This is a genomic window from Streptomyces sp. NPDC040410, from assembly GCF_055595715.1.
The window spans coordinates 367,955-385,358 of sequence record NZ_JBVIVK010000005.1 but is presented as its reverse complement, the minus strand read 5'-3'; the positions used below and the strand labels follow the sequence as shown (position 1 = coordinate 385,358).

The window sequence follows — 17,404 nt, the reverse complement described above, 5'->3', positions numbered from 1 at the left end:
CACCCCGGACGCGCGCCCCGTTCAGCCGTTCGCTACTTTGGCACCGTGGACAAGAAGAACGCCCTGCGCGCCGGCGCCCTGGCCGCCGGTACGACGCTGATGATGCTGCTCATGTCGTCCCCCGCGCTCGCGCTGACCCCCGACGACGGCGACGACCCCGGCCCCGGCCTGAGCGTCATCGAGACGCTGGGCCTCTATGTCATCGCCCCGCTCGCCCTGTTCGTGATCATCGCGGGGCTCGTGATGGTCCTCGACAAGTCGCACGAGTCGCACCGGGTGACCAGCCGCAACATCAGGACCAAGCCCAAGGCCGGCTCGAAGGCCTGACCCGGCCCTCCTGTCCCTGGCCCCTGACCGGGCTCACCGCACGCTCCCCGGAGGGCGCCGACCCCGCCGCACGTACGCGCATCCGCTGTACGTGAGCGAGGCCGGCGCCCTCGGCGCGTTTCCGCGCCCCTGTGCCGCCCGGCTCAGGGGCCCGGCGCCGTGGGTCGGGGCACACCGCGCGGGCGACCGGACGGGTGACGGCTGCCGGCCTGTTCTTCGCCGAGGACGGACCGGGCCCCAGTGGAGGGCGACGCCGGCGCGGGCCGTTTCTTCCGCGAGCATCCGCTCGCCTCGTGTGCGCCAGGGGCGGGTGACCGGCCCGGTCACCCGCCCCTCGCCGGCACCGGCTACGCGCCCGCCGCCTGCGCGTCCGCTGCCTGGGCCTTCAGTGCCCGCTCCACACCCGAACGGGACTCGGAGACCAGGCGCCGCAGCGCCGCGTTGGGCTCCGCGGAGGCCAGCCACGCGTCCGTCTTGTCCAGGGTCTCCTGCGAGACCTGGATCGCCGGGTACAGCCCGACGGCGATCTGCTGGGCCATCTCGTGCGAGCGGGACCCCCAGATGTCCTTGACCACCTCGAAGAACTTGTCCGTGTACGGCGCCAGCAGCTCGCGCTGGTCGGTCTGGACGAAGCCCGCGATGACCGCCTCCTGGACGGCGTTCGGCAGCTTGTCGGACTCGACGACCGAGGCCCAGGCCTCGGCCTTCGCCTCCGGCGTCGGGCGCGCGGATCGGGCGGTGGCCGCGTGGCGCTCGCCGGCGGCCGTCTTGTCGCGCTCGTACTCGGCCGCGATCTCCGCCTCGTCGAAGCGCCCGACGGTCACGAGCCGCTGCACGAACGCCCACCGCAGCTCGGTGTCGACGACCAGACCCTCGATCGTCTGCGAACCGTCGATCAGGGCCTCCAGCAGGTCCAGCTGCTCCGGCGTGCGGGCGGTCGCGGCGAACGCCCGCGCCCACGCCAGCTGGTGGTCGCCGCTCGGCTCCGCGGCGCGCAGGTGCGCCAGTGTGGCGTCCGTCCAGCGGGCGAGCAGCGCCTCGCGGGCGGCCGGGTCGGCGTACAGGTCGACCGCCAGCTTCACCTGGCGGTGCAGCGACTGCACAACACCGATGTCGGACTCCTTGCCGATGCCCGACAGGACCAGGGACAGGTAGTCGCGGGCGGCGAGCTCCGCGTCCCGGGTCATGTCCCATGCCGAGGCCCAGCACAGGGCACGCGGCAGCGACGCCTCGAAGTCGCCGAGGTGCTCGGTGACCAAGGCGAGCGACTGCTCGTCGAGCCGGACCTTCGCGTACGACAGGTCGTCGTCGTTGAGCAGCACCACGTCCGGACGGCGCCTGCCGACCAGCTGCGGTACGGCGGTCAGCTCGCCGTCCACGTCCAGCTCGACGCGCTCGTCCCGCACCAGCTTGCCGCTCTCGCCGTCGAGGTCGTACAGGCCCACGGCGATGCGGTGGGGCCGCAGGGTGGGCTCGCCCTTCGCGCCGGCGGGGAGCGCCGGGGCCTCCTGCCGGATGGCGAAGGAGGTGATGACACCGTCCGCGTCCGTCTCGATCTCCGGGCGCAGGATGTTGATGCCGGCGGTCCGGAGCCACTTCTCCGACCAGTTCTTCAGGTCGCGGCCGGAGGTCTCCTCCAGCGCGCCCAGCAGGTCGGACAGACGGGTGTTGCCGAAGGCGTGCCGCTTGAAGTAGGCCTGCACGCCCGTGAAGAACTCGTCCATACCGACGTAGGCGACGAGTTGCTTCAGGACGCTCGCGCCCTTGGCGTACGTGATGCCGTCGAAGTTGACGAGCACGTCGTCCAGATCGCGGATCTCCGCCATGATCGGGTGGGTGGAGGGCAGCTGGTCCTGCCGGTAGGCCCACGTCTTCATGGAGTTGGCGAACGTGGTCCAGGAGTGCGGCCAGCGCGACTCGGGGTGGTACGCCTGGCAGGCGATGGAGGTGTACGTGGCGAACGACTCGTTCAGCCACAGGTCGTTCCACCACTCCATGGTGACGAGGTCGCCGAACCACATGTGGGCCAGCTCGTGCAGGATCGTCTCCGCGCGCACCTCGTACGCGGCGTCGGTCACCTTGGACCGGAAGACGTACTGGTCGCGGATGGTCACCGCGCCCGCGTTCTCCATCGCGCCCGCGTTGAACTCCGGCACGAACAGCTGGTCGTACTTCTTGAACGGGTACGCGTAGTCGAACTTCTCCTGGAACCAGTCGAAGCCCTGCCTCGTGACCTCGAAGATCGCGTCGGAGTCGAGGAACTCGGCGAGCGACGGCCGGCAGTAGATGCCGAGCGGGACGGACTGCCCGTCCTTCTCGTACACGCTGTGGACAGAGTGGTACGGCCCGACGATGAGCGCGGTGATGTAGCTGGAGATCCTCGGCGTCGGCTCGAAGACCCAGGTGTCGTCCTTGGGCTCGGGTGACGGCGAGTTGGAGACGACGGTCCAGCCGGTCGGCGCCTTCACGGTGAACTGGAAGGTCGCCTTGAGGTCAGGCTGCTCGAAGGAGGCGAAGACGCGGCGCGCGTCCGGCACCTCGAACTGGGTGTAGAGGTAGGCCTGCTGGTCGACCGGGTCGACGAAGCGGTGCAGGCCCTCCCCGGTGTTGGTGTACGCGCAGTCGGCGGTGACCCGCAGGACGTTGCGGCCCTCCAGCAGGCCGGGCAGCGCGATCCGCGAGTCCTGGAAGACCTCGGCGGCATCGAGCGGGTCGCCGTTGAGCGTCACCTCGTGGACGGTCGGGGCGACCAGGTCGATGAAGGACTCCGCGCCGTTCTCGGCGACGTCGAAGCGCACCGTGGTAACAGACCTGTAGGTGCCGCCCTCCTGCGCGCCGGAGAGGTCGAGATCGATCTCGTACGAGTCAACGGTGAGCAGCTTCGCCCGCTGCTGCGCCTCTTCGCGAGTCAGGTTTGTGCCAGGCACGCGGTCATCTCCTCGTTATGTGTCGGTTGCGCCATCCTTCCACGGGACCCGCACGGAACGCGATGTCCAAAACCCGCCGGTGAGCGGGCGGACGCGCGGGAATCCGAGGGCATGACGACGTACATCGCACGACCCGTCACCTCGCCGGTCCTGAAGGAGCTGCGCTCTGCGACGAGCGGGACGCGAGTTGGTTCCCGTGACCGACGAGGAGGGCGGTTCGCCGCTGCGCTGCTGCCTGCTCCGCGGTGCGCCGGGGAGCTGATCGCTGGTCACCTACTGCCCCGCCGCGCCGCTGGGCGGCACGGACGGGCGCCGAGCCGGGGGCTTACGACGAGCAGGGACCTGTGTTCGTCCACGCGCGCGCATGCGGGGCCCGCGGGAGGCCGGCCGGCCTTTCAGCGGGCCCACCGAACGGTCCGCCGCTACTCGGCCGACGGGCACATCCTCGGCGGCCGACCGGTGCAGGAATCCGGATTCGAGGCCGCCCTCGACGAAGCGTTCGACGACCCGGCCGTGGCGCTTGTCCACGTCCGGGCCGTCGAGTACGGGTGCTTCCTGTACGAGGTGTGCGGGCCTGGCCCGCGCGCTCGTACGCAGGCCTCAGCCCTTGAGTTCCGCCGCCACCAGCTCCGCGATCTGCACCGCGTTCAGGGCCGCGCCCTTGCGGAGGTTGTCGTTGGAGATGAACAGGGCGAGGCCGTGCTCCACCGTCTCGTCGGCGCGGATGCGGCCGACGTACGACGCGTCCTTGCCGGCCGCCTGGAGGGGCGTCGGGATCTCGGAGAGCACCACGCCCGGGGCATCGGCCAGCAGCTCCGTGGCGCGCTCCACCGACAGCGGGCGCGCGAAGCGGGCGTTGACCTGGAGCGAGTGGCCGGAGAAGACCGGGACGCGCACACAGGTGCCGGAGACCTTGAGGGCGGGGATCTCCAGGATCTTGCGGGACTCGTTGCGGAGCTTCTGCTCCTCGTCGGTCTCGTTCAGACCGTCGTCGACGATCGAGCCCGCGAGCGGCAGCACGTTGAAGGCGATGGGGCGCTTGTAGACCTGCGGCTCCGGGTAGTCGACCGCCTCGCCGTCGTGGGTCAGCTTGTCGGCGTCCGCGATGACCTTCTGCGCCTGGCCGTGCAGCTCCGCGACGCCCGCGAGGCCCGAGCCGGACACCGCCTGGTAGGTGGCGACGACCAGCGCCTGGAGGCCCGCCTCCTCGTGCAGCGGCCTCAGGACCGGCATCGCGGCCATCGTGGTGCAGTTCGGGTTGGCGATGATGCCCTTGGGGCGATCGGCGATGGCGTGCGGGTTCACCTCGGACACCACCAGGGGCACGTCCGGGTCCTTGCGCCAGGCGGAGGAGTTGTCGATCACTACGGCGCCCTGCGAGGCGACCTTCTCGGCCAGCGCCTTCGAGGTGGCGCCACCCGCGGAGAACAGGACGATGTCGAGGCCGGAGTAGTCGGCCGTCGCCGCGTCCTCGACCGTCACCCCGTCGAGCACCGACCCCGCCGAGCGGGCCGAGGCGAACAGCCGCAGCTCGGTGACCGGGAAGTCGCGCTCCGTGAGAATCCTGCGCATGACCGTGCCGACCTGACCGGTGGCTCCGACGATTCCGACCCTCACGGTGACTCCCTCTGTCTGTCTGTTGCGTGCGTGTTGCCTGGCCGAGGCCTTTCCATCATGCGGCCGACCCCGGTCCACCTGTCCAATTCTTTGGGTGACATGCCCGGGACCTGGGACGCCCCGACCGGTTCACCGGTTGCGGAACTCCCGGCCGTACCCCCGATGAGCTGCAGAAATTGCCCCTGGGTAGGCGTCCTGCCGCAAGCTGTGCTGCGTCTCGTGACCGTGTGACGTACGCCTCGGCAGAACTCCGGGAAACCCGGGCGAACGTTTCCGGGCGCTGCGGCGTCGTAGAAGAAACGCGGTGAGGGGGTGGCTTGTGCTGCGCAGAAAGGCCCGCCGTGCCCAGGAGGACGATCACGGTGATCCTCTGGACGCGGCTCAGGAACGCCGGGTGCGGGCGGTGCTCGCGCTGGGCGGAGTGCCGCAGGCGGACCTGCCGGACGGGGTGCAGCAGGTCCGCCTGCGGCTGCTGGAGCGGACGGCGAAGGGATACGAGGCGCCGCGCGACGTCTCCGCGTGGGCTGCCGTCGTCGCCTCCAACCTGGCCGTGGACTGGCACCGCGCCAAACGCCGCCAGGAGCGGATCGGCGAGCGCCTCGCCTCCCTGCGCCAGCTGGAGCACCCCTCGGGCGAGGACACCAGCGTGCTCTCCCTCGCCGTCGCCCAGGGCCTCGACGAACTGCCCGACTCCCAGCGCCAGGTCCTCGTCCTGCGCTTCTACGCCGACCTCCCGGTCCGGTCGATCGCCGAGGAGCTCGGCGTCCCGGAGGGCACGGTCAAGAGCAGGCTGCACACGGCGGTACGGGCTCTGCGCGCCCGCCTGCACGAGGACGAGGTGGTGTGACATGACCGCCGGACACGAGCCGTACGACGGCGACGCGCTGATGGCCGCGATCACCGGCGAGGAGCTGCCGCCCGAGGCCCGCGAGGACGCCGCCTTCCTGGCCGAGCACCGCACCGCCGTGGCCGATGTGGCGCTGCTGCGGGAGCAGTTGGGGATCATCGCGGGTGCGCTGCAGGAACCCCCGCCGGTCGCGGAACCGGCTCCGGTACGGGTGCCACGGACGCGGCGGCGGCCCTTCGCGCTCGCCCTCAGCACCGTCGGGGTGGCCGTCGCGGCCGCCCTGGTCTCCGGACTCGGATGGCTGGTCGTCCAGGCCGGCAACGGCATCGGCGTGAGCAGCAACGACAGCGGCACGAGCGAGAAGAGCGCCGCGGGCGAGGCCCAGGCCTCCGCCCAGAGCGCCCCTGGCTACCTCGCGTGCGCCCGGCTCGTCGTCGAGGGCACGATCACGGCGATCGAGCCGCTGTCCGGCGACAGCGGCCGGGAGCGGGTCACCCTGCGCGTGATCCGCTACTACAAGCCGGACAAGGGCAAGGAGGAGATCACCTTCGTGCGGGACGAGGACACGGCCCCTCCCGTCCGCGAGGGCGACCACATCCTCATCGGCATCCAGCGTCACGCGACCACCCCGGACCTGTGGGCCGTCGGGGACGCGGAGATCGCCGCCGAGCGGGGGTGGATCACCGGGACGTCGGCCCAGTCGCCCGGGCCGACGTGCGACGGGAACACCGGAGGATGACAGAGGGCGGGCGCCCGTCGTCCACACGACGGGCGCCCGCCCCCGGTTGCCGTATCGGATGGTCCGACTACGGCGTGACCTTCTCGATCTTCACGCTGCCGATGCCCGCGACCGAGCCGCGCGCGTTCACGAGCTGGACCTGGCCGAAGAACTCACGGCCCTCCGGCGCGGCCGCCGCGGCGGTGACGCTCGCGGAGACGTTCGCCGACTCGCCCGTGCCGAGCTTCACCGGCGTCGACTCGTCCACGGTGACGGTGCCCAGGGCAGAGGAGAAGAACACGTCCTGGTAGTCGTACTCGGTGGAGCCGGCCGGGACGGCGTAGCCCACGACCTCGATGGTGTACGTACCGGCGGCCGGGCCGGCCACGGAGACGGCCTCCTCCGAGTCGCCGTCGGCGGACTGGCCGACCTGCGTGCCGTTCTCGTCGTAGACCGTCAGGTCGAGGTCGGCGGACGCGTCCGAGACGTTGCCGATGGCGACGTCAAGGGACTTGGCGCCGGCCGGGACCTCCACCGTGGTGGTCTGGGTCTCGCCCTCCTTCACGGTCGGCCGGGCCGTCTTGGACGAGCCGAGCGGGCCGCCGACCAGCTTGCCGTCGATCGCGGCGAAGCCGTTCGTCACCTTCCAGGAGGCGGCGGCCGGCTGGCCGACCTTGGCCTCGGGCACGGTCACGGTCTCCGGGTCGAAGGCCGCGCCGAGGACGGTGACGTCCAGCTTGTACGGGTTGTCGAGCAGCGGCGACGTACGGCGCGACTCGACCTCGATCTCCCAGACACCGGCCTGGGGGTCGGCGTACGAGCGCACATCGGCCTTGCAGCCGTTGCCGTCGAGGTAGTTGTTGTAGCAGTACGGGGTGCCGGTGTTGTCGACCGGAACGCCGTACGGGTGGACGGCGATGAACCGGGTCTGGCTCTTGCCCTTCAGCCCGCCGATCGCGACCTCCAGGGACTTGGCGCCCTCGGGCACGGTCACGAAGTACGACTGCGAGCTGTTGCGCTGCACGGTGTTCGACGCGGAGAAGCCGTACTTCAGCGGCGTGGAGACCACGACCGTCGTCAGGATCTGCTTGTCGACGCCCCCGGTCCTCGGGTCGTCGACCTCGAGGATCGCGCTCTTGAGACCGGCCGTCGGCGACTTCGCGGCGACCTTGACGGTGACCGGCTTGTTCAGCCCGAGGCGGATCTCGTCCGAACCGGCGATCCGGAAGGTGCCGGCGGCGTTGTTCTCGAACCGCAGCTCGTGCCGGATCGCCTTGTCGGCGCCGGACGTACGCGTGATCGTGATCTCGTACGACTTCTTCACGCCGGCCTTGAGGCCGCCCTCGCGGTCGTAGAGGCCGGTGCCGAAGCCCGGTGTCTTCAGGGCGTAGTCGATCGCGGTGTCGACCGGCGCCTTGACCACGTAGTCGGAAGGCACGGCGTCGTGCGCGGTGGCGCCGTCCTTGATGGCGTCCCAGGCGTCCACGATGTCGATGAGGCCGGCACCCTCCTCGTACGCCTGCACACCCTTGATGTGGTCGGCGGTCGAGGTCAGGGCCGTGCGCAGGGCGGCCGGGGTGAGGTCGATGCCCTTCCGCTCGGCGGCGCTCAGCAGCAGCGCGGAGGCCCCCGCGGCCTGCGGGGAGGCCATCGAGGTGCCCTGCAGCATCGAGTAGCCGGCCGGCAGCGAGTAGCCCGCCTCGGCGACCGGGGAGCCCGGCAGCCAGGTCTGGGTGGTGTTGATGGAGGCGCCCGGCGCGGACAGCGTGGGCGTGAAGCCGCCGTCCTCACGCGGACCGCGCGAGGAGAAGGGCAGCATCGCGTACTTCTTCTCCACCGCCGAGCCGTAGTTGGAGGCCCAGGTCTGCTTGGAGATGGTCGCGCCGACCGAGATCACCTTGTCGGCCAGGCCCGGGTCGCCGATGGTGTTGGCGCCGGGACCGGAGTTGCCCGCGGAGATCACGAGCTGGACGCCGTAGGTGTCGATCAGGCGCGTGTACAGCTCGGCGCGCGCGTTGTTGCCGTCGTTCAGCGCGGGCAGGCCGCCGATCGACATGTTGACGATGTCGACACCGCGGTTGACCACGAGGTCGATCATGCCCTCGGTGAGCGCGACGTTGGTGCAGCCGCCTGTCCAGGTGCAGGCCCGGGCCGAGACGATCTTCGCGCCCGGAGCCGCGCCGTTCATCCTGCCGCCGAACAGGCCGTTGGCGGCGGTGATGCCGGCGACGTGCGTGCCGTGCTCGGACTCGATGACGCCGATGTTGACGAAGTCGGCCTTCTTGCCGACCCAGTCGCCGCCGAACGGGTCCATCGGGACGTCCTTGCGGATCTCCACCACGAACGGCTGACGCTCGACGACGTCGGTCGACGGGTCGTCGGTGCCGAAGAAGCCGATCTGGAAGCCGTCCTTGTAGGGCTTCATCGGCGCGTCGTCGCTGAAGTCGTAGTTGTTGTTCAGGTCGACGCGGACGGTCCCGGCGGTCGCGTCGTACAGCACGCCCCAGGTGTCGGTCGTGTCGCCGTCGCGGTTCGCGTCACCCTTGGCGTCGCCGCCCGTGGTCGCGGACTCGCGGAACAGGCTGATCTGGTACGACCCGGCGGGCGCCGTCCAGGACTTGCCGCCGTAGGTGAACGCCGGCCCGGACACGGGCGAGACCATCGGACGCCAGGTCGCGTCGCTGTCCAGGATCGGGTCGGTCGCCGTCACCCAGTCGACGATCTTCCGCTCGCCGGTGGTGGTCTTCTGCAGCGCCGGGTGGCCCAGGTCCACACCCGAGTCGAGGATGCCGATGGTGATGCCGCGGCCGTCCGCCTTCGGATGGTCCTCGACGAAGTCGACGGCGCCCGTCTCGAAGGACGGGTTGTACGGGTTCTCGGCCGGGGTCTTCCTGCCGGGCGCGGGGTAGGTCTTCGCGGTGGTGCCGGAGGCGGCGCCCTTGGCGCGGTCGGCGCTCGGCGTCGGGTCGTCCAGCGGAATGTCCTGCCGCAGGTCGATGCCGTGCACGGAGGAGAGCTTCGCGGCGGCGGCGATGGCGGAGTCGGCCTTCGCGGTCGGGACGGTGGCGCGCACGTACCCGAGCTTGTCGTAGGTGCGGCCCACGGAGCCGCCCTTGACCGCGTCCAGCTTCTCGGCGACCCGCTCGGTCTGCCCGGGCGCCGTCGCGACCATCATCGTGACGTTCTTGTCGCCGGCGGCCTTGGCCTCGGCGAGCAGGTCGGCGTCGTCCGAACCGAGCTTCGCCGTCGCGGACTTGGTGCCCGGGCCGGCCGTGGCACCGGAGTCGTTGCCGGCGGAGAAGGCCATGGGTATCGGCCCCGCCGCGGAGAGCGCGGCCACCAGTCCGGCGGCGACGGCTATCCGGGCCACACGTCTGGCACCCGATTTCGGGTCAGGCTGGGGGGTGAGGGTCATCGGCATCCCTTGTAGGTAAAGGAACGTGCGTCGAGCGATCTGGGTCGATCGACCCTGGTCGCGGGTCGTCCGGTATACGACCCCGGACGATCGCACAGCCTGACCCAAGGGACTGGTGTTTGGGGAGAGTTGACCGAATCGAAATGGATGTATGGGGAAAACCCGCGATGGGCTTTAGGGGGATGAGTCCCGAATGGTGACGAGTCCCCGGGGGTGACGAGTCCCGACCGTGCCGTGTCCCCGGCGTGAGGAGTCCCTGACTCGGGGTGACGGAGGTCGTGGAGACGCGGTCCGAGGTGCCAGTGAGCTGGTCGGCCCCTGAATACTCACCAGCCGATCCGGACGGGGCGCGTTAACGTCCTCATGTGCGCGAGAAGTTGCGGGTGGCGGCCTACGCCATATGCGTCCGAGACGGGCAGGTCCTGCTCGCCCGTTGGGTCAACGACGACGGCATGCCCGAGTGGACCCTGCCCGGCGGCGGCATGGACCACGGCGAGGATCCCCACGACACCGTCCTGCGCGAGGTGGAGGAGGAGACCGGCTACCGCTTCGAGGCCACCGGCCTGCTCGGCGTGGACTCCCGCCGCCACACGTTCCACGACCGCTTCGGACGCACCGTCGATCACCACGGTGTGCGGCTCTTCTACGAGGGCCGGATCACCGGCGGCGAACTGCGCTACGAGGTCGGCGGCTCGACGGACATGGCCGCCTGGCACGACCTCGACGCCGTACCGGGGCTGCCGCGGGTGAGCCTGGTCGACATCGGCCTGCGGCTGTGGCGCGAGCGTCCACCCGCAGGCCGGCTCGTCCTCCCGCGGGAATAGCCCCCTACCCCGGAACATGAACACGGCGTAACCGACCCCCGGCCGCCGGGAGAGCGCTCCATGGCCGTGCAGGGTGGGCCGAGATCCACGTAGGTGATCGGCGCTGCACGTTGCCGTGTCGTTTACGTGCAGGTCATTCCCGGTGCCAACGATCCAGTACGAGCGGGAGGTCGCGGCAGTGACACGCAGCGACCGCCCGCGGCCACTGCCGACGCAGTTCGTACCCGGGGAGATCGCGCCATGTCGCGCACACGCTCTGTCGCCAGCTCCGTGCTGGGGGTCAACCGCCGTACCGTCCTCGCCGCCACCGCCGCGGTGTCCGTCTCCGCCGGCGCCGGATACGCCCTGCGGCCCACCGAGTCCCAGGCCGCGACCCCGGTCACGGGGGAGGCGCCCGTGGCCCGGTCACGCAAGGCGCCCGCCGCCCCCCTCGCCCCGTACACCCGCGGTACGACCCTCGCCACCGTCGCCGCCCCGCGTACGGGCTCCGGCTACCGCCGTCTCGGCGACGGCCCCGGCTGGACCCGCAAGGTCCGCGGCGAGCTGGCCGCACCGAAGCCCGGCCGCGCCGGCCGCCGCACCGCGCTCGCCGCGTTCGTACAGCTCACCGACCTGCACCTGATGGACACCCAGCACCCGATGCGCCTGGAGTACCTGCGCTCGACCGACGTGCACGCCTGGCGGCCGCACGAGGCGCTGTCCGTGCCGGGCGCGATCTCGCTCGTCGAGCGGGTCAACGCGCTGCGGGGAGCCCCCGTCACCGGCGCCCCGCTGCACTTCGCCATGACCACAGGCGACAACACGGACAACAACGCCAAGACCGAGCTCGAGTGGTTCCTGAAGATCATGAGCGGCGGTCGGATCACCCCCGACTCCGGGGACCCGCGCCACTACGAGGGTGTCCAGAACAGCGGCCTCAAGCAGTACTGGCACCCCGACTCGACCGTCCGCGACGCCGACAAGCAGCGCGGCTTCCCGCACCTGGAGGGCTTCCTCGCGGCCGCCGTCCGCGAGCTGAACAGCCCTGGCCTCAACCTGCCGTGGTACTCGACGGTCGGCAACCACGACGCCATGCCGCTCGGCTGCTACGGCCACGGCGACTCCTGGCTCGCGGAGTACGCAGTCGGCGGCAGAAAGCTGATGAGCCTGCCGGCGGCGGAGGCGAAGAAGCTCCAGGCCGCCATCAAGAACGCCACGGACCCCAAGGGCATCGCGTTCCGTGACCTGCTGAGGGCCCACACCCGCGACATGCGCTCCGTCACGCCCGACGAGATGCGCGCCCCCTACACCCCCACCGACTACCTCAGGGCCCACCTCGACCCGGCGTACCGGGGCGTCGGCCCGGTCGGGCACGGCTACTCCACGGCCAACCTCGAAGCGGGCACCCAGTACTACACGTTCCGCGTCGCGGACGACGTCATCGGCGTCAGCCTCGACACCACCGACCCCGGCGGCCACTACGAGGGCTCCATCGGCACGGCCCAGCTGAGGTGGCTGGACCGCACCCTCCGCGACAACAAGGACTCGTACGCGGTCGTCTTCAGTCACCACACCAGCAAGACGATGGACAACACCCGGCCCGACCCGGCCCGCCCCGGCGAGCGCCGTCACAGCGGCGACGAGGTCGTCACCCTCCTCGGCCGCCACGCCAACGTCGTCGCCTGGGTGAACGGCCACATCCACCGCAACGACATCACCCCGCACACCGGCTCGTCCGGCCGCTCCTTCTGGGAGATCTCCACAGCCTCCCACGTCGACTACCCCCAGCTCGCCCGCGTCATCGAGCTGGTGGACAACAAGGACGGCACGCTCTCGGTCTTCACCACGCTCGTCGAGTCCTCGGCCCCGCACCGTACGGACTTCGCAGACCTCTCCCAGACGGGCCTGGCCGCCCTCTACCGCGAACTCTCCTTCAACGCGCCGGGCGCGCGCACCGACCTCGCGGGCGAGGCGGGGGACCGCAACACGGAGCTGGTGCTGAAGAAGGGCTGAGAACAGCTCAACCGGCCTGCATCGCCTCCACCTTCGCATCGGGCCCGATTCTGTCCCCCGACCTCGCTCAACGGTGAGCGTGAACGAATGGGGGAAGACACGACCGCGACCGTACGTACGACCCTGGTGGCGGCGACAGCCGTGGCGCCGTCCGCCGCCCTGGCGGCCAAGCCGCGCTCGACCCAGGACCGCTACCGCGTCGGCAGCATCACCAAGACCTTCGTGGCAACCGTGCATGGAGACGATCTCCGCCGCCGGGGACGTCGTGGCCCTCGCCTCGTCCTCGGGCGAGGCGGCTCCCCTGCGCCTGATCGAGGGCATGATGTGCGGCGCGGTACCCGTGGCCACGGACGTCGGCGACAACGCGGCGATCGTGGCGGGCCACGGCGTCATCACCCCACCGGACCCCGACGTGATCGCCCGGGCCTGGACGGAGGCGATCGCGCGCCGCACCGACTTCACCCCGGCCCTCGCGGCGGCCGAGAACGCTTCAGCCGTACGCGCATGATCTCGTCAGACGCGACCTTGCTCGACCGGGTGCACGCGATGGGGTCAGGCGCAGCTTGGCGGATCCGCTGTGCCGGGCCTGCTGCGTTATCGGATTCAGAGGCGGAGAGCCGACTCACGGAGATGGGTCACGAAGGGCGTCCATGCCGCGGGACGGAGGAGGAGGGCGGGGCCGGCGGGGTGCTTGGAGTCGCGGATGGCTATGGCGGGGGTGGGGGTTAGGCGGGCGGCTTGTACGCAGTTCTGGCCGGGGTCGCTGTAGGACGCCTTGAACCAGTCCTGCTCGGAGGCGAGTTCACGGGCATTGGGGTGAGTTGGCATGTGGCCTACAGCTCTCGGTCTAGTCGGTGCAGGAAGTCCGGAGTGTCCTCGGGAGGCAGTGCAGATGCTGCCATGACGTCGAATCGACGATGGAAGCGGTCCACTTCACGGGGCTTGTCCGACGTGGATACGGATCCCCAGGCGCTGTCGGTCTGGACACGCGGCGGCAGCCCGCTCCCGAAGTCGAGGATCGCGAAGTCGTTGGTCGAGCGGTAGCTTCGGCGAAAGGGAAGCACCTGGATGGTGACGTGGTCCCAGTCCGACAACTTCTCGATCCTGGCGTACTGTTCGCGCATCACCTCGGCACCCCCGACCGGATACCGGAGTGCGGCCTCGCCCAGGATGACGTGCAGTTTGACCGGGTTCTCACGGGTGAGCACCTCCTGTCGCTTCATCCGCAGCTCAACGCTACTTCGGATGAACTCCGAGGTGTACTCCTCGATGGGCTTGTGCAGCTCATGCGTTGCGCGAGCGTAGGCCTCGGTCTGCAGCAGGCCGTACACGACCGTCGGGTGGTAGGCCTTCATGGAGCGGGCCTCCGGCTCGAGTCCCACGAACCCGGGAAGGCCCGCCGGCATCAGACCCCGGTACTGGGTCAGCCAATCCTGCTGGTTGGACTCCCGGTTGAGGTTGATCAGCGACTCGACCACTTCCTCGTCGGTGACGCCGTACTTCTCCAGCAGCTTCCGTAGATCGCCCACGTTGCGGAAGTTCAAGGAGCCCGACTCGATTCGCTGCAACGAGGCCTCGGAGATGCGAAGTCCCACGACCGCCTGCCTACGGGTGAGCCCGCCGCCACGGTCGCCGCGACCGCAGTTCTCGCGTAACTGGCGCAGCTGAAGTCCGAGTTCGAGCCGCTGTGCCGTCCGTCCACGTTTGGCTGCCATGTGCACCGCCCTTGTGTTCCTGCATGTCCAGCTTGTCGCCGTGTGCAGAGTGTGACATCGCGTGTGCGGTCCGCGCAGCCGAATGCGCATAACTCGGCATAGTCCAATTCACAGTCCCCTGATTAATCAGCTGGGTTTCGATTGAAGTCGAATGGGCGGCCCCGTCACTGTGGTTGGACAGCCCAAGCGCGAAAGGAACCCCACATGCCCAACCCTCAACCCCCCACCCTCCTCACCCACGACTGGTCCATGGGCTACCCCATGACACTCCGCAGCGTCCGCCTGGCCCGCCTCCACACCCGTCGCCGACTGACGATGTGGCAGTGGGCAGGGGACGTCGACGACGCCGTGCTCGTCACCTCCGAGCTCGTCGCCAACGCAGTGGTGCACGGCAGACTCCCCGGGCATGAACTGTGGCTGCGGCTCGCGGTGCTGGAGGACGGTGGCTTGGTCGTCGAGGTGTCGGATCCGGTGCGGGTGTTCCCGGAGATGAAGGAGCGCTCCGATGGTCAGGGTGGCCGTGGGCTCGCTGTCGTTGCCCGACTTGCTGTCGGGCTGGACTGGTTCCTGCGTGCAGAGGTGGGCAAGACGGTTCGGGCGCGGATGGGCGGTGGGGCTTAGAGGCCACGCGGATAGGCATGGTTGGGGACACCGGTAGCACAACGGGGCGCGATTTCCCGGTGATCATGGAGTTGCGACGCTCTGTGATAACTGAGGAGACTTGTGCCCGCGCTGCCGTCATGGCTCACCGAACCGCTCTGGGACCAGTTCGCGGCGCTGCTGCCGACGCGGCCCGAGTACCACCCGGATCATCCACTCGGCTGCCACCGCAGGCGCATCAGCGACCGGATCATCTTCGACAAGATGCTGCAACTGCTGCGCTTCGGCTGCTCGTACGAGGCGATCGCCGATACGACCTGCTCGGCCACCACGATCCGCAGCCGCCGCGACGAGTGGATCGCCGTCGGCGCTTTCGCCGAGCTCAAACAGATCGCACTCGACTCCTACGACCGCATCGTCGGCCTCGTCCTCGACCAGATCGCCGTGGACGGCTCCATCACCAAGGCTCCCGGAGGTGGCGAGGTGGCGGGCGTTCCCCGGTAGACCGCGGCAAACAGGGCTTGAAACGCTCCGGTATGACGGACGGTTACGGCATTCCACTGGGCCGCGTCCTGACCGGAGCCAACCGCCACGACTCCCCACTGCTCGCCCCGACACTGGACCGCCTGGACGACCTCACACCCCTGCCCCACGACATCAGCGTGCACCTCGACGCCGGCTACGACTCCGACAAGACCCGCGCCATGCTTACCGAGCGCGGCATGCACGGCCGGATCGCGCATAAAGGCGAGGAAGCGCCCATCCAGGCAAGCCGGAGGTGGTATGTGAAGCGCACCCATGCCTGGCAGAACGCCTTCCAGCGCCTCGCCCGCTGCTACGAGCGCCGGGCCACCGTCATCAACGCGTTCTTCGATCTCGCCGACACCGTCATCACCGTACGCAGTCTGATCCGCAGGGCATGGACGACCCACCGCTGGGACGAGCGCCCGCACCGCCGCCCATGAGAACACACCCGATGGTGGCGTGCGAGCGCGCCCATGACCGAACTGCCCGGCAGAACGTGTTCCGCCGCCTCGCCCGTTGCCCCGAGCGCCGCGCCATCGTCGCCTTCCTCGGCCTGGTCGGCGCCGTCATCACTGTCTGCGGCCTCGGACCACAGCGTCGGCGCACCCGACCTCACGACGCCCTAATGGGACTCATCGGGTCGTGGGAGGGACTACGGTCCTTAGTTGTCAGACAGGGGAGCAATATTTGTCCCAGAACCACTGCGAGTTCTGTTCAGACCGTGCCCCTGCTGGTCGGCTGGGAGGCCTGACTGCTGATGCAAGCACGCTGCTGGGCGTCGGCCTCCGCGTGGCAGACACCCCAGGGCGTGCTGTGCGGGTACCTGGTCAGCAGCGGGTCAGCAACGCCACCTCCCGGTCGAACCCCACCGCCAGCCGGCCATCCAATGTGACGGCCACCGCGTCTACCTCCGCGGGAAACACCAGCTCCGGTCCGACCTGCTGGCCGGTGGCCAGGTCCCATACCCGCACCGTCTTGTCCTGGCTGCCGGTGACGGCGACCGGACGGCCGTCCACCACCCCCGTCGCCACCGCCAACACCGCGTGGGTGTGGCCGGTCAGGGGTTCGCCGACGGGCTGGCCGGTGGCCAGGTCCCACACCCGCACCGTGTCGTCCCAGCTGCCGGTGACGGCGACCGGACGGCCGTCCACCATCGCCGTCGCCACCGCGAACACCGTGTCGGTGTGGCCGGTGAGGGGTTCGCCGATGGGCTGGCGGGTGGCAAGGTCCCACACCCGCACCGTCGTGTAGCTACCGGTGACAGCGACCGGGCGGCCGTCCACCAGCGCCGTCGCCACCGCACTCACTGCGTGGGCGTGGCCGGTGAGGGTTCGCCTCAGGCGCCGTCCGGTGGCCAGGTCCCATATCCGCACCGTCCTGGCCTCGCTGCCGGTGACGGCGAGCAGACGGCCGTCCACCACCGCCGTCGCCACCGCACGCACCCAGGAGGTGTGGCCGGTGAGGGTTCGCCGGAGGCGATGGTCGACCATGCTGCCCGTGGCCCACTCCGCCCTCCACCGCACCTCGGTTCCGCCGCTCACTGGTACGGCGGTGATCCGCGCTGCCAGCCCCCGATCCCCGTAGCGGGCGGCGTCCAAGGCCAGCAACTGCCGCCGAATTCCCGGTGTGGCGTCACGGTGCAGATGTGCCGACGCCCGGTACACCGCCGCCGCCAACCTCGCGGCAGACCCCGAAGCCGCGTCCACCAGCCCCAGCACCTCACCCGGGTCGGCATTCACCAGGAACCCCGGATCCGCCAACCGCCCATCCGCACCCGCAAGCACGGCCCCAACCCCGTCAACGATCAGATCATCAGACATAGCCGCATCCAACCAGCCCCCACCGACACACCACCCCCGAACCGCAACCACCCACGCGATTGCGTAGCCAATTACGC

At 70.1% G+C, this 17,404-nt stretch carries 13 protein-coding genes and 2 pseudogenes; 9 read left to right on the top strand and 6 right to left on the bottom strand.

What is annotated here, in order from left to right:
- The first annotated feature begins 45 nt into the window (after positions 1–45).
- Positions 46–327 carry a hypothetical protein gene (locus tag ACZ562_RS13975; protein WP_471177733.1) on the top strand — a complete coding sequence of 94 codons (282 nt, stop codon included), beginning with the start codon at positions 46–48 and terminating at the stop codon, positions 325–327.
- 347 nt (positions 328–674) lie between these two features.
- Here the strand turns inward: ACZ562_RS13975 and pepN are convergent, their stop codons facing one another.
- Positions 675–3,254, bottom strand: a complete 2,580-nt coding sequence (gene pepN / locus ACZ562_RS13970; protein ID WP_471177731.1) for an aminopeptidase N — start codon at positions 3,252–3,254, stop codon at positions 675–677.
- Positions 3,255–3,365: 111 nt separating this feature from the next.
- Between pepN and ACZ562_RS13965 the strand changes: the two are divergent.
- A pseudogene (locus tag ACZ562_RS13965) lies at positions 3,366–3,821 on the top strand (DUF1203 domain-containing protein); the annotation flags it as partial.
- A 33-nt stretch (positions 3,822–3,854) separates the two neighbouring features.
- On the opposite strand, the gene ACZ562_RS13960 reads toward ACZ562_RS13965, so the two are convergent.
- Positions 3,855–4,871, bottom strand: coding sequence for an aspartate-semialdehyde dehydrogenase (locus tag ACZ562_RS13960; RefSeq protein ID WP_471177728.1), 1,017 nt, complete (start codon positions 4,869–4,871; stop codon positions 3,855–3,857).
- A gap of 319 nt (positions 4,872–5,190) precedes the next feature.
- Here ACZ562_RS13960 and ACZ562_RS13955 point away from each other — a divergent pair, with 319 nt between their 5' ends.
- Together ACZ562_RS13955 and ACZ562_RS13950 are read left to right on the top strand one after the other, a co-directional pair.
- Complete coding sequence (locus tag ACZ562_RS13955; RefSeq protein WP_471177725.1) at positions 5,191–5,718, top strand: sigma-70 family RNA polymerase sigma factor; 528 nt, start codon at positions 5,191–5,193, stop codon at positions 5,716–5,718.
- Position 5,719: 1 nt separating this feature from the next.
- Positions 5,720–6,457, top strand: coding sequence for a hypothetical protein (locus tag ACZ562_RS13950; protein ID WP_471177722.1), 738 nt, complete (start codon positions 5,720–5,722; stop codon positions 6,455–6,457).
- Between the two features lie 67 nt (positions 6,458–6,524).
- Here the strand turns inward: ACZ562_RS13950 and ACZ562_RS13945 are convergent, their stop codons facing one another.
- Positions 6,525–9,851 carry a S8 family serine peptidase gene (locus ACZ562_RS13945; RefSeq protein WP_471177719.1) on the bottom strand — a complete coding sequence of 1,109 codons (3,327 nt, stop codon included), beginning with the start codon at positions 9,849–9,851 and terminating at the stop codon, positions 6,525–6,527.
- Positions 9,852–10,216: 365 nt separating this feature from the next.
- Here ACZ562_RS13945 and ACZ562_RS13940 point away from each other — a divergent pair, with 365 nt between their 5' ends.
- The 3 genes from ACZ562_RS13940 to ACZ562_RS13930 all read left to right on the top strand — a co-directional run bounded on the left by ACZ562_RS13940 (position 10,217) and on the right by ACZ562_RS13930 (position 13,175).
- Positions 10,217–10,675 (top strand): NUDIX hydrolase, encoded by a 459-nt coding sequence (locus ACZ562_RS13940; RefSeq protein WP_471177717.1) that lies wholly within the window; start codon positions 10,217–10,219, stop codon positions 10,673–10,675.
- Between the two features lie 240 nt (positions 10,676–10,915).
- Positions 10,916–12,667, top strand: a complete 1,752-nt coding sequence (locus ACZ562_RS13935) for a TIGR03767 family metallophosphoesterase (protein ID WP_471177714.1) — start codon at positions 10,916–10,918, stop codon at positions 12,665–12,667.
- A gap of 235 nt (positions 12,668–12,902) precedes the next feature.
- Positions 12,903–13,175: a glycosyltransferase gene (locus ACZ562_RS13930; RefSeq protein ID WP_471177711.1), complete on the top strand. Its 273-nt coding sequence runs from the start codon at positions 12,903–12,905 to the stop codon at positions 13,173–13,175.
- Between the two features lie 95 nt (positions 13,176–13,270).
- Here the strand turns inward: ACZ562_RS13930 and ACZ562_RS13925 are convergent, their stop codons facing one another.
- Together ACZ562_RS13925 and ACZ562_RS13920 are read right to left on the bottom strand one after the other, a co-directional pair.
- Positions 13,271–13,495 (bottom strand): DUF397 domain-containing protein, encoded by a 225-nt coding sequence (locus ACZ562_RS13925; RefSeq protein WP_471177709.1) that lies wholly within the window; start codon positions 13,493–13,495, stop codon positions 13,271–13,273.
- A gap of 5 nt (positions 13,496–13,500) precedes the next feature.
- Complete coding sequence (locus ACZ562_RS13920; protein WP_471177706.1) at positions 13,501–14,382, bottom strand: helix-turn-helix domain-containing protein; 882 nt, start codon at positions 14,380–14,382, stop codon at positions 13,501–13,503.
- Positions 14,383–14,586: 204 nt separating this feature from the next.
- Here ACZ562_RS13920 and ACZ562_RS13915 point away from each other — a divergent pair, with 204 nt between their 5' ends.
- Together ACZ562_RS13915 and ACZ562_RS13910 are read left to right on the top strand one after the other, a co-directional pair.
- The gene (locus tag ACZ562_RS13915; protein ID WP_471177703.1) at positions 14,587–15,003 is read left to right on the top strand and encodes an ATP-binding protein; all 417 of its coding nucleotides are present in this window, start codon (positions 14,587–14,589) and stop codon (positions 15,001–15,003) included.
- A gap of 102 nt (positions 15,004–15,105) precedes the next feature.
- Positions 15,106–15,947: pseudogene (locus tag ACZ562_RS13910) on the top strand (IS5 family transposase).
- 387 nt (positions 15,948–16,334) lie between these two features.
- On the opposite strand, the gene ACZ562_RS13905 reads toward ACZ562_RS13910, so the two are convergent.
- On the bottom strand, positions 16,335–17,267 hold the full coding sequence (locus ACZ562_RS13905) for a WD40 repeat domain-containing protein (protein WP_471177701.1): 933 nt from the start codon (positions 17,265–17,267) through the stop codon (positions 16,335–16,337).
- Between the last annotated feature and the right edge of the window lie 137 nt (positions 17,268–17,404).

Bases quoted from the DNA above. Each gene is read 5' to 3' on its own strand.
- ACZ562_RS13950 (WP_471177722.1), top strand. From the start codon at position 5,720: ATGACCGCCGGACACGAGCCGTACGACGGCGACGCGCTGATGGCCGCG.
- ACZ562_RS13945 (WP_471177719.1), bottom strand. From the start codon at position 9,851: ATGACCCTCACCCCCCAGCCTGACCCGAAATCGGGTGCCAGACGTGTG.
- ACZ562_RS13935 (WP_471177714.1), top strand. From the start codon at position 10,916: ATGTCGCGCACACGCTCTGTCGCCAGCTCCGTGCTGGGGGTCAACCGC.
- ACZ562_RS13930 (WP_471177711.1), top strand. From the start codon at position 12,903: ATGGAGACGATCTCCGCCGCCGGGGACGTCGTGGCCCTCGCCTCGTCC.
- ACZ562_RS13925 (WP_471177709.1), bottom strand. From the start codon at position 13,495: ATGCCAACTCACCCCAATGCCCGTGAACTCGCCTCCGAGCAGGACTGG.
- ACZ562_RS13920 (WP_471177706.1), bottom strand. From the start codon at position 14,382: ATGGCAGCCAAACGTGGACGGACGGCACAGCGGCTCGAACTCGGACTT.
- ACZ562_RS13915 (WP_471177703.1), top strand. From the start codon at position 14,587: ATGCCCAACCCTCAACCCCCCACCCTCCTCACCCACGACTGGTCCATG.